Annotated in this window: 12 protein-coding genes; 7 read left to right on the forward strand and 5 right to left on the reverse strand. The window is 71.4% G+C overall.

All coding sequences use genetic code 11. The features are described from left to right. Positions 1–206: 206 nt before the first annotated feature. The 4 genes from ABZ193_RS41585 to ABZ193_RS41600 form a co-directional block, all read right to left on the reverse strand. A complete protein-coding gene (locus ABZ193_RS41585; RefSeq protein WP_354714253.1) occupies positions 207–4,211 on the reverse strand; it encodes a SpoIIE family protein phosphatase in 4,005 nt (1,334 codons plus the stop codon). Positions 4,212–4,264: 53 nt separating this feature from the next. Further along, the gene (locus ABZ193_RS41590; protein ID WP_020422969.1) at positions 4,265–4,618 is read right to left on the reverse strand and encodes an STAS domain-containing protein; all 354 of its coding nucleotides are present in this window, start codon (positions 4,616–4,618) and stop codon (positions 4,265–4,267) included. 84 nt (positions 4,619–4,702) lie between these two features. Next, positions 4,703–5,128 carry a DUF6292 family protein gene (locus ABZ193_RS41595; protein ID WP_235716314.1) on the reverse strand — a complete coding sequence of 142 codons (426 nt, stop codon included), beginning with the start codon at positions 5,126–5,128 and terminating at the stop codon, positions 4,703–4,705. A gap of 156 nt (positions 5,129–5,284) precedes the next feature. After that, complete coding sequence (locus ABZ193_RS41600; RefSeq protein WP_020422971.1) at positions 5,285–5,653, reverse strand: STAS domain-containing protein; 369 nt, start codon at positions 5,651–5,653, stop codon at positions 5,285–5,287. Between the two features lie 148 nt (positions 5,654–5,801). Here ABZ193_RS41600 and ABZ193_RS41605 point away from each other — a divergent pair, with 148 nt between their 5' ends. The 5 genes from ABZ193_RS41605 to ABZ193_RS41625 are packed head-to-tail and all read left to right on the forward strand — an operon-like array spanning position 5,802 to position 9,757. After that, positions 5,802–6,671, forward strand: a complete 870-nt coding sequence (locus ABZ193_RS41605) for an STAS domain-containing protein (protein ID WP_354714256.1) — start codon at positions 5,802–5,804, stop codon at positions 6,669–6,671. After that, positions 6,671–7,048 (forward strand): STAS domain-containing protein, encoded by a 378-nt coding sequence (locus ABZ193_RS41610; protein ID WP_354714258.1) that lies wholly within the window; start codon positions 6,671–6,673, stop codon positions 7,046–7,048. Before ABZ193_RS41605 ends, ABZ193_RS41610 begins: the two co-directional genes overlap by 1 nt. Beyond that, positions 7,045–7,470, forward strand: a complete 426-nt coding sequence (locus tag ABZ193_RS41615) for an anti-sigma regulatory factor (protein ID WP_354714259.1) — start codon at positions 7,045–7,047, stop codon at positions 7,468–7,470. The genes ABZ193_RS41610 and ABZ193_RS41615 overlap by 4 nt, the downstream gene beginning before the upstream one ends. After that, positions 7,467–8,465 carry a SpoIIE family protein phosphatase gene (locus ABZ193_RS41620; RefSeq protein ID WP_354714261.1) on the forward strand — a complete coding sequence of 333 codons (999 nt, stop codon included), beginning with the start codon at positions 7,467–7,469 and terminating at the stop codon, positions 8,463–8,465. The genes ABZ193_RS41615 and ABZ193_RS41620 overlap by 4 nt, the downstream gene beginning before the upstream one ends. Beyond that, entirely contained in the window at positions 8,462–9,757 is a 1,296-nt protein-coding gene (locus tag ABZ193_RS41625) for a SpoIIE family protein phosphatase (RefSeq protein ID WP_020422976.1), read from the forward strand. Before ABZ193_RS41620 ends, ABZ193_RS41625 begins: the two co-directional genes overlap by 4 nt. Before the next feature lie 2 nt (positions 9,758–9,759). Here the strand turns inward: ABZ193_RS41625 and ABZ193_RS41630 are convergent, their stop codons facing one another. Next, positions 9,760–10,191 (reverse strand): ATP-binding protein, encoded by a 432-nt coding sequence (locus ABZ193_RS41630; protein ID WP_354714263.1) that lies wholly within the window; start codon positions 10,189–10,191, stop codon positions 9,760–9,762. A 233-nt stretch (positions 10,192–10,424) separates the two neighbouring features. Between ABZ193_RS41630 and ABZ193_RS41635 the strand changes: the two genes are divergently transcribed. Both ABZ193_RS41635 and ABZ193_RS41640 read left to right on the forward strand, forming a co-directional pair. After that, positions 10,425–10,790, forward strand: coding sequence for an STAS domain-containing protein (locus ABZ193_RS41635; RefSeq protein ID WP_354714265.1), 366 nt, complete (start codon positions 10,425–10,427; stop codon positions 10,788–10,790). Between the two features lie 57 nt (positions 10,791–10,847). Continuing rightward, positions 10,848–11,288 (forward strand): SRPBCC family protein, encoded by a 441-nt coding sequence (locus ABZ193_RS41640; protein ID WP_354714267.1) that lies wholly within the window; start codon positions 10,848–10,850, stop codon positions 11,286–11,288. Positions 11,289–11,730: the final 442 nt, after the last annotated feature.

Genomic DNA, 11,730 nt, shown 5'->3' on the forward strand with positions numbered 1-11,730 from the left:
TGTTAGCTCACCTCGGGTGGGTGGTCGCCGGGTGGTCATCCCGTCGCCTTCCGGTTTGTGCATATCACCTTGAGCCAGGGCCGCAAGGTTGGCATCTCAACTCACGCGAGCACAGATGTTGCGGCCCTGGCTCAAGGTGATCGTTGCGTGTCAGGCGACGGGATGACCACCCAGCTCGGGTTTGGTTCAAAGATTGCGCTGCGCGCTCAGTCTTTCCAGTTGCGCATCAGGCGGACCCGGCTTCCCTGTTCCCCTGGGGCGATGTCCACTTCGGTCATCAGCGCGCGCATCAAACCCACTCCCCGACCCCTTATCCCCTTGTCGGCGGGGGGTGGGCGCCACTTGCCGTCATCGGTGATCACGATCTCCACGGAACCCTCGTCGGCGGTTGCGGTCAGCGTCAGGGTGCCGTCGTCCCGGCCAGGGTAGCCGTGTTCGATCGAGTTCGTGCACGCTTCGTCGACGGCGAGGATCACGTCCGCGGCCGCCTCGTCGGGGACGTCGGACTGGGCCAGCCACTCACGCAACTCCCGCCGCATGTCGACCAGGCTCCGGGGCTCCGCGGGCAACTCCAGGCGCATCGGACCAGGCGGGTGCACGTAGACCAGCACCGCCACGTCGTCGTTGTGACCGGACGGCGGCAACAACCGGTCCAGCAGGTGCTCGGTGATCTCCGCCGACTGCCGGCGCGGCACCTCGCGCACCGCCACCCGTGCGCCTTCGATCGCCTCGTCGATCGGCTGGCCGTGCCGCTCCACCAAACCGTCCGTGTACAGCAACAGCACCGAACCCGCCCGCAAAGGGACCGTCGCACGTGGACGGTCCGTCGACCGGCGCACCGCCAGGGGTACCGCCAACGCCTGGTCCAGCAGCTGATCACTGCCGTCAGCATGACTGAGCACCGCCGACGGGTGCCCGGCGCTGGAGTACGTCACGATCCCGGCAACCGGGTCGACCACCGCACAGAACACCGTGGTGCACAAGGCGCCCGGGATCTGCCGGGCGAATCCGTCCAGCTGGTCCAGCGCCCGCGCGGGATCGCCGTAGCTCAACAGGAGCGCGCTGCACGCACTGCGCAGCTGCCCCATCACCGACGCCGCCGCGAGCCCTCTGCCGACACAATCGCCCACGACCACCGCGATACGGCCGTCCGGCAACCGCGCCACGTCGTACCAGTCGCCGCCGACCTCCAGCGGCCGCACCGCAGGCTCGTACCGCACCGCGAACCCGGCGGGCAGGTCCGTCGGCCCCAGGATGGCGTGCTGCAGGGTCAGCGCGACCGCACGCGCCTCGTCGTAGCTGCGGGCCCGGCCGAGCGCCTGCGCGAGCTGCGCCACCAGCATCCCGAACAACGCGCGCTCCTCGGCGCCCAGCACCTGGTCCGCCCGCTCGGCCCACACCACCGAATCACCACTGCCGAGCGTCGCCCCGAGTTCGCGGCTCGTCTCCGGCGGCCAGATCTGCCCCGGCGCCTGACGGCGCGCGCGGTCCAGCCTCTCATACAGCTCCGGCTCCAGCTCGTCGAACGAACCGGCCTCCGGATCGCCCGCGAGCAACCCGCCGCTCTCCACGGTCGGCCAGATCGCCGCCACCACCCGCGTCGCACCCAGGATCGCCCGCAGTGCCGACACCCCGGCGTTCAGCACCTCGGCGACATCGGTGGCGGCCGCCAGGTCCGCGGCGAACGCGGCCAGCACCGCCTCCCGGTCCGCCGCCTTCTTCTCGACCGTCACGTCCCGCAACGTCCCGACCAGCCACGCCCGCCCGTCGTCCTCGGCGACGCGCGTGAGGGTCAGCGCGGCCCACGCCTCGCGCCCGTCCGGGCGCTCCACCCGGACCGACACCTCGTGCCCGTCGCCCAGGTAGCCCACCAGATCGGCGGCCGGCAGGCGCGCGGCGTCCGCACCCAGCCACGGGTACGGCCAGGCCATCGGCACGCTTTCCGCGCCATACCCGGTGATCCTGGCGAACGCCGGGTTGACCTCGACCACCGTGCCGTCGCTGTCGGCGACGAACACGCCTTCCCGCAACGACTCGAACAACGCGCGGCGGAACTCCGACTCACGCCGCCGGAGACTGGACAGCGCCAGGTTAGCCCGCACCCGCGCGAGCAGCTCTGCGCCGGAGAACGGTTTCGGCAGGTAGTCGTCCGCGCCGGCCTCCAGACCGGACACCGCCGCCTCGACCCCGGCCCGCGCGGACAGGAACAGCACCGGCACCGACTTCGTCGCCGGTTCCGCCCGCAGCGCCCGGATGAGCCCGAACCCATCCAGGCGCGGCATCATCACGTCCGACAACACGAGATCCGGGCGGTGCCGCCGCGCCAGCTCCAGCCCTTCGACGCCGTCCCGCGCGAGCAGGACCCGGCCGATCGGGCGCAGCATCCGCGCGATGAACCGGCTCAGATCGGTGTTGTCCTCGACTACCAGCAGCGTCGGCCCCGGCTGCTCGCCGGGCTGCGCCGTCTCGCCTTCCCCGTCGAGGCGCCACTGCAGCGCTTCCTCGCGGTAGGCGGGCGCGGCGGCGAGCGCGAGGTCGACGGCCGCCGGGGGCGCGACCGCCGCGAGCGGCAACCGGACCGAGAAGGTGCTCCCGGCCCCCTCCACCGAATCCGCCGACACCGTGCCGTCGTGCAACCGCACCAGTTCCTGCACCAGCGCCAGCCCGATCCCGGCGCCCTCGTGGGAGCGGCCCTCCCGCCCGCGCGCCCGGTGGAACCGCTGGAACAGCCTCGGCAGCTCGTCGGCCGGGATGCCGGCGCCGGTGTCGGCGACCGTCAGCTCGGCGTGCCCGTCCACCTCCCGCAGCCGGACCGCGACCCCGCCCTCCCGCGTGTACTTGAGCCCGTTGGACAGCAGGTTGAGGACGATCTTCTCCCACATGTCCGGATCGACGTTCACCGCTCGGGACAGCGGCGGGCAGTCGATCTCGAACCGCAGCCCGGCACGTCGCACGGCCGGGGCGAAACTCTCCGCGATCTCCGTGGTCAGCGCGGCCAGGTCGTGCGGCGCGGCATCCGGCTGCAGGCGGCCCGCCTCGATCTTGGCGAAGTCGAGCAGGTCGTTCACCAGCCGCCGCAGCCGTCCGGCGTTGCGGTGCACCAGCTCCAGCCGCTCGCGCTGACCGGGCGGCAACGGCTCGGCGGCGTCGGCCAGCGCGTCCTCGGCCGGCCCGGCGATGAGCGTCAACGGGGTGCGGAACTCGTGGCTGACGTTGGCGAAGAACTCGCTCTTCGCGCGGTCCAGTTCGGCCAGCGCATCCGAGCGGCGGCGCTCGCCCTCGTAGGCGAGCGCGTCGGTGATCAGGCTCGACACCTGGCCGCCGAGCAGTTCGAGGAAGGCCCGGTAGTCCGCGTCCAGCGCCTGGTAGGCCGACACCCCGAGCACCAGCGCGCCCACCGGCTCCGCCCGGCCTGCGGCGACCAGCGGCAGCACCACGGCGCGGTCCGGCGCGGCCGTGCCGACGACCACCGGCTGCACGAAGTCCGGCCCGAACCGCTTCCGCAGCCCGTCGCACTCGTGGGTCCCGCCGTCCCACAACGGCCAGACCGGTTCCCCGCCGCGGTCCAGCACCGCGGGCGCGGCGCGCTCCCCGGGGCCGACCCCGTACGCGGCGGCCAGCGACGCCTGCCCCTCGTCGAACAGGTACGCCAGCGCGAACGGCAGGTCGGCGCCGTGGCGGCCCAGCGCGGCGACGGCGGACCGCGCGGTCTGCGCGACCGATCCGGCGGCCGACACCTCGCCGAGGTCGTTGAGCACTTCCATCCTGCGCTGGCGGACCACCTGCTCGGTGGTGTCCTGGACGGCGACCAGGATGCCCAGCACCTCGCCCCGCTCGCCGGAGATCGGGCTGTAGGAGAACGTCCAGTACGTCTCTTCGAGGTAGTTGTGCCGGTCGATGAACAGCAGCTGGTTCTCCGAGTAGGTGGCGCCCTGGCCGGTCAGGACGTGGCGCGACAGCGGGCCCAGCTCGGCCCACGCCTCCGCCCAGCACTCGGACGCCGGGCGGCCGAGGTAGCGCGGGTGCTTCTCGCCCATCGCCGGGCGGTAGGCGTCGTTGTAGAAGACGGTGAGCTCGGGCCCCCACCACACCAGCATCGGGAACCGCGACGAGAGCACGAGGCGCAGCGCGGCGTGCAGCTCGCGCGGCCACTCCGCGATCGGGCCGAGGGCGGTCGCCGACCAGTCGCGCGCGGCGACCATCGCCCCCATTTCACCCACTGTGTCCAAATAAGACGTATCAGCCGGATGCGTCATCGACCGTGTCAGCCCTCACCCAGGGCGCATTCGAGAGTCTCGGAAACGGTGAACACCTGCCGCAGATCGGCCGCCTCCAGCGCGCGCAAAACGACGCGGCTGGATGCGACCAGGCGCAGCGGTGTGCCGGCTTCGGCACACCGCTGCTCGGCCTCGACCAGCAGGGACAACCCGGCGGAGCCGAGGAAGTCCACGCGGGACAGGTCGACGATCACCGGCTGCGGCGGCACGGCCGCGCGGCGGGCCTGGTCCATCTCACTGATCAGCGCCGGCGCGGAACACAGGTCCACACCGCCGGACACGGTCACCACGACGGCGTCCCCGGTCACCCGGTGACGCACCGCGAAAGCTTCTTCGGCCAACGGAACCTCCCGGACACGCGTAGGGACACCTGTGGTGCGTTCAGCCTAATGCGGGACCGGGAAGTCGGCAGATCTCGAGCTTCGTCAGCCCGCCAGCGCCGGCGCGGAGTACGCGGCCAGACGCTCCCGGACGTCCACCGGATCCCACACCGGCGGCTCGAGGACACCGGCCGCGACGCCGTCGCACAGGTCCTCGGCGAACCGCGCCACCACCCGCGGCGCGGGCAGGACGTCGGCGCCGAGGTAGGCCAGGACGATCAGGTCCTCGCCGCAGTGCGATTCGACGACCAGCGACCAGCCGGTGTCCTCACTCCAGATGAGGGCGGCGTCACGGTCGGGGAACTCGGGAAGGCGCCGTTCCAGCGCCAGGTACGCGTTGGCCGGTGGTGGGTCGATCTGCACGAAGTAGGCGTTGCCGCCCAGCCCCAGAGCCTCGGTCACCAGTCGCACGTACCGCCGCAACCCCCGCGCCTGCGCGTCCTCGTATTCCAGGTACATCTGCCCTCGCACTTCGCCCACCAGATACCCGGCGGGGCGCCCCTGCTTGACGCCGCGCCGGAAACCGGCCCCTTGACGGGTTTGAAACCGCTCATGGCCCAGCCGGGCTACCCCTGGCTCGCGAATCCCAAACCTGCCATTTCACGGTGGGTGTGCACGCGGGCTGCCTCACGCACGAGCGCTGGGTGACTCCTCACCCTCGATGGTGAACGAGCCCAGCAACCCGGTGATGTCCAGGATGCGCCGCGCGTAGCGGTCCACGTTGGCCAGCTTCACCGTGCCGCCCTGCTCCTCCGCGCTGGTCTTCGCCCTGATCAGAGCGCTGATGCAGGCCGAGTCGAAGAAGTTGAGGCCCTCGAAGTCGAGCACCAGGTGGATCACCCCGGATCCGAGCAGCTTCTCCACGGCCTGGTCCAGCTGGTCCACCGCGCCGTGGTCGATCTCACCGAGCAGCAGCACACGTCCGCTGTCCCCGCTGGCCTCCGTGCGCACCACGGAAGCCGTGGCGGACCTGGTCGCGCCTTCGTCCGTCGTCATGGTTCGAACTCTCTCCAAAATCGTGGCGTCGGCTTCGGCCCCGGTTGTCGCCCGGCGGCCGTGTGCAATAAGTTTGCCGCAAAGCAACGAACTTCGTGGAGCGTGCTCGCGTGCCTGCGACCTTCCACCATGCTGGAGCCTGGGAGCGATGACGACAACCTCCGACCGCCAGATCACCGCCGTGGTCAGCGATTTCCTTGACGCCCAAAAGGAAACGATCGTCGCGCAGTGGGCCGACTCACCGTTCTTCCGCTCGGTGGCGCAGGATTCCGACCAGGCCGCCGGCGACAGCGCCGAGGTCCTGCGGGGGATCCGCCGGGCCATCGCGGCCGGTGACGTGGACAGCCCCGCCGCCGAGGGCTTCAACGACCTGCGCTCGCTGCTCACCGCGCTGGCGTCGCAACTCGACGGCAACCAGGGCGTGAGCCCGCGCACCGCCGTCGAGGTGAGCGACCTCAAGAAGCCGCTGCTGCGCCTGTGGCAGGAGGCCGCGGATGCGGACTTGCTCACAGCGGGCGCCCTGCTGCTCTCCAGCGCCGTGGACACCCTGCGGCTGGTGCTCGTCGAGTCGGCGCTGGCCTCGGCCAAGGAGACCCTGGCCATCCAGCGCGACCAGCTGACCGAGCTGTCCACCCCGGTGATCAAGCTGTGGGACGGGGTGCTGGCGATCCCGCTGATCGGGACCCTGGACAGCATGCGCAGCCAGGTCGCCACCGAGAGCCTGCTGCAGTCGATCATGACCCACCAGGCCAAGGTCGCGATCCTGGACATCACCGGCGTGCCCACGGTCGACACCATGGTGGCCCAGCACCTGCTCAAGACCGCCATGGCGGCGCGGCTGATGGGCGCGGAGTGCGTCATCAGCGGCATCCGCCCGCAGATCGCCAACACGATGGTGCAGCTGGGCATCGACCTCGGCGAGGTCGCCACCAGGGCACGGCTGGCCGACGCGCTGGCCTACGCGCTCAACCGGCTGGGCCTGGAGGTTGGGTCGTCCGCGGGACCGGGCGTGGTCTGATGGCGGGCGTCCCCATCGTCAACCTGAGTGGTGTCCTGCTGGTCACCATCCAGGAGGAGCTCCTCGACCAGTCGGTGTCCGAGTTCGAGGCCGAGCTCACCGAGAAGGTCGTGGAGACCCGCGCCCGGGGTGTGCTCATCGACGTGTCCGTGCTGGACATCATCGACTCCTTCCTCGCCCGCACCCTGCACGACATTGCCGCCATCACCTCCCTGATGGCGGCCCGCACCGTAGTGGTCGGCATGCGCCCGGCCGTGGCGATCACGCTGGTCGAACTCGGCCTGACCCTGCCCGGCCTGCTCACGGCGCTCTCCGTCGAGGAGGGCTTGTCACTACTCACCCCGCAATCGGGGTCATCGCGGACGGCGCTGCGGTGACACGCGCACCTGCCACGAACACGGTCGCCATCCACGACGAATACGACATCGTGCATGTGCGGCACGCCGCCCGGTCGGCGGCGTCCACCGCGGGGTTCAGCCTCGTGCAGCAGACCAAGCTGGTCACCGCCGCCAGCGAACTGGCCCGCAACGCCCTGGTCTACGGGGGCGGCGGGCAGGCGGAAATCGCCGTCGAGGACCTCGGCGGTAACCCGACTGTGCGGATGACCTTCACCGACAAGGGGCCGGGCATCCCGGACATCGACGCGGCCATGGCGGACGGCTTCACCACCGGGTCCGGCCTCGGCCTGGGCCTCGGCGGGGCCAAACGGCTCGCCGACCAGTTCCGGATCGACTCGGCGCCGGGTCGCGGGACGACGGTGGAGATCAGCATGTCCGTCCGGAGAAGCGCGGGACCGTGACCCGCGACGACCTGATAGTGACCGAACCGAGTCACGTCGGGCGCGCGCGGGTGGTCGCCGCGTCGGCCGCGACCCGCGCCGGGCTGCCGCTGGAGCGGGTCCACCTGGTGTCGCTCGCCGCCACCGAACTGGCCTCCAACCTGCTCAAACACGCCGGGCGCGGGGTGTTCAGCGTGGTGCCGGCGCTGGGCAGGCTGGACGTGGTCGCGGTCGACTGCGGTCCGGGGATCGGCCGGATCGAGGACAGCATGCGCGACGGCTACTCGACCACCGGCACGCTGGGCGGCGGCCTCGGCGCGGTGCGCCGCGCCGCGGACGTGTTCGACGTCTACAGCAGGCGTGGCCAGGGCACTTCCGTGCTCGCGCGCTGGCACGCGGGCCCGTCGCCGCTGCCCGGTGGACTGCGAATCGGCAGCGCGATCCTCACCGCTCCGGGTGAAGCGGAATGCGGCGACCGCTGGACGGCGGAAACCACGGACGATAGCGTGACCATCGCGGTGAGTGACGGTCTGGGCCACGGCCAGTTGGCCGCACGGGCCAGTGACGCGGCGATCTCCACCGTCGCGGCACACGCCGAGCTGCGACCGGCCCGTATCCTGGAGCTGATGCAGCCGTCCCTCGCTTCCACGCGCGGCGCGACCGTGGCCGTCGCGCAGCTGACTCCGGCGGAGGGGCGCATGCGGTTCTGCGGGGTGGGCAACGTGTCCACCCGGTTCTACGCGGACCAGGACGGGCCCGTGCAGCGCATCGTGTCGCGCCACGGCATCGTCGGCGTCGCCGCGCGTCCGCGGCCGTCGGACACCGCGTACTCGTGGTCCTCCCGCAGCTGGCTGGTCCTGCACACCGACGGGATCTCGGACAAGTGGAGCAACACGGACTGGCCCGGCCTGTTCAACCACGACCCGGCCACCGTCGCGGGCTGGATCCTGGGGCAGCGTGGCCGCGGGCGGGACGACGCGTGCGTGGTGGTCATCGCGGGAGGTGGTGGCCGGTGACGAAAGCCACCACCGAGGACCTGCTCCGCGAGCTGCGCGAGACCATCGCGCGGCAGGAACGTGAGCTGCGGCTGCACCAGTCGGAGCTGGAACAGACCAACGCGGGCCTGCTGGCCCTGCACGCCGAGGTCGAGCTGCAGCGGCAGCGGTCGGCGTTCCTGGACGAAGTGAGCCGCAGCGTGTCGGCCTCGCTGCGCGGCCGGGAGGTCGTGGAAGCCCTGGTCGGGCTCATCGAGCGGGAGAACCTGGCCGACTGCGCCGGCGTGTGGCTGGTGACGGACGAGACCCGCAAGCTCAAGCGCCTGCCGCGGCCGGACAGCGCGCCGGACGCGGACGTGAAGCGCGTCGCGACCGGCCACCAGGCGCACATCGAGCCGAAACGGCTGCTGCTCCCGCTGACGGTCGGCCCGCACCTGCTCGGCGTGCTCGAGCTGCACCGGGACAGCGAGTTCACCGGCGACGAGGTGTCCTTTCTCACCGCGGTCGCCGCGCGGTCCGCGGTCGGCCTGCGCAACGCGGGCGAGTACGAGCGGGAGCGCGAGCTGGCCGAGCGGCTGCAGCACGCGATGCTGCCCACCCTGAGCACCCCGGACGAGCTGGAGCTGTGCGCCCGCTACCGGCCCGCGGCGACCGGGGTGAACATCGGCGGCGACTGGTTCGACGCGTTCACCAGGGCCGACGGCACGATCGTGCTCACCGTGGGTGACGTCACCGGGCACGGTCTCGACGCTGCCGTGGTCATGGGGAAGCTGCAGAACGCGCTGCGCGCCTACACCGCGGAAGGGCACGGCCCGGCGGAGGCGCTGCGGCTGGCCCACCACCTGCTGCGCGGGCTGGACAGCACGTTGTTCGCCACCGCGGTGGTCGCCGACCTGGAGCTGGAGACCGGCCGGATCCGCTGGGCCAGCGCCGGGCACCTGCCGATCCTGGCCTGCGGCGAGGACGGGGTCCGGCACCTGGAGCGGCCGAACGCGCCGATGCTGGGTGTGCCGTTCGCGTTCGACATCGCCGAGTACGAGGAGACCATCACGCCGGGCAGCGACCTGCTGCTCTACACCGACGGGCTGGTGGAGCGGCGGGCCGAGGTGCTCGACGACGGGCTCGCCCGGCTGACCGGCGCGTTCGCCGAGGTCACCGGGCTGCCGACGGACGAGGCGGGCGACCGGATCCTGTCCGAGATGCTCGGCCAGGACGAGCACGACGACGACGTGTGCCTGCTGTTGTGCCGGTGGTCGGCGCAGCCGGAGCGCCCGTCCCGCCGCGGCGCGCGGCACATCCCGGCGCCGCGCTGAACTCAGCGCGGGAGGGCGAACTCCGCCCACACCCACTTGCCCTCGGAGCCGGTCTCGTAACCCCAGGACTCGCTGACCGCTTCGACGATCACCAGGCCGTTGCCGCGCACCGAATCCTGTTCGGCCGGGCGCGGGACCGGGACGTGCACGTCGTCGTCCCACACGCGCAGCAGCAGGCGGTCGCCGTTCTGGCGCAGCACCACCGTGACCTCGCCCTGCCCGTGCTCGACGGCGTTGGTGACCAGCTCGGACGCGGCCAGCACGATGTCCTCGCGGGTGTCCGCGGGCACCTCCCACGCCTGCAGCGCGGAGGTGGCGAACTCCCTGGCCTGGCCGGCCGCCGGCGCCTCTTCCGGCAACCGCGTCACCGCGCGCCGCCACTCCGACGGCTTGCTGTGGTGCTTCGTCGGTCGGCGCGAGCCGTCGGTCCTCACAGTGTCCTCCCGCCAGCGGTCCTTGCTCGCGTATCGGCTGTGTTGGTGGTTCCCCGGACGTGGCCGGTTAACCACTTTCCGCCCCGATCCTCACCCGCGGTGAAGCCCGGTTAGGATCGGCGGACGGTTGAGCCGCCAGCCTGTTGCCGTGGCGGCTCCGGGTACCGGTGCAGCTTCCTTGTGGTCCGCCGACGGCAGGACGCGGTGAACGACGACAGTAGGAGGTATCTCGGGTGACCACCGAGTTGCGTGTCACGCGACGCCTCATCGACGGGGCCATCGTGGTCTCCGCCGCCGGCGATGTGGACCTGACCAGCGCGCCCGACCTGGAGAGCGAGGTGCAGGCCGCCTGCGCCGAAGCCCAGCCGCCGGGCCCGGTGGTGGTCGACCTGTCCGGGGTGACCTTCCTGGGGTCGATCGGCCTGAGCCTGCTGGTCAACGCGCAGCAGAAGTGTGAGGAGAACTCGGTGGAGCTGCGGGTCGTGGCCACCAGCCGCGCCGTGCTGCGGCCGCTGGAGGTGACCCGGCTCGACGAGCAGCTGCGGATCACGTCGTCGCTCGAGGAAGCCGTGGCGCCGCCCGCGACCGAAGCGAGCTGATTGCCCCGCTCCCGCGCGGGGTACTCGCTGCCGGTGGACCGAGCCGGGGAGCGAGACATGATCGTGGTGAGCAAGCGGATTCCCGTCCAGCCCGAAAAGGTGTTCACCGTCCTCGCCGACGGCTGGACCTACGCGGGCTGGGTCGTGGGCGCCTCGCACATCCGGCAGGTGGACAGCCACTGGCCTCAGGTCGGTTCGCGGATCCACCACAGCGTCGGGCCGTGGCCGTTCAACGTGCAGGACGTGAGCTGCGTGCTCGCGGTCGAGGAGAACAAGCTCCTCGAACTGGAGGCCCGCATGTGGCCGATGGGCGCCGCGAAGATCACGCTGACCCTCACGCCCGACACCGAGGGCGGCACGGAGGTGCAGATGGCGGAGAAACTGGTGCGCGGCCCGCTCAGCCTGCTGCCCGAGCCGGTGCAGGCGGCCATGCTGGCACCACGGAACACCGAGAGCCTGAAGCGGCTGGCCGACATCGCGGTGCACCGCGATCTTTGAACAGAACCCAAGGTAGCTGGGTGGTCATCCCGTCGCCTGACACCGGCGCGATCACCTTGAGCCAGGGCCGCAACCCAGGCTCTCTCCGGCGGCCGAGCATGCCAACCTTGCGGCCCTGGCTCAAGGTGATATGCACAAACCGGAAGGCGACGGGATGACCACCCAGCGACCACCCACCCGAGGCGAGACGAGGCACCCAACCCCTGGTCATCCCGGAGCCTGCCCGTCCGGCGAGGACATCTCTTGATCTTTAAACCCGCGCCTTCGCGCGAAAACAGCGCCTCACGGCGCCAAACGGTCACCTTCCGACCACCCCCGCCCCCGATGCCTGATTGTGTTTCAGTCGCCGAGCAGGCGTGTCAAGGCGGGAAAGAGTACCTTGACACGCCTGATCGGCGACTAAAGATCGGCTGTGGATCGGGGGCGGGGGAGGTCTGGTTGG

The sequence above is a fragment of the Amycolatopsis sp. NPDC006125 genome (assembly GCF_040614195.1).
Lineage (GTDB): Bacteria > Actinomycetota > Actinomycetes > Mycobacteriales > Pseudonocardiaceae > Amycolatopsis_E > Amycolatopsis_E tucumanensis.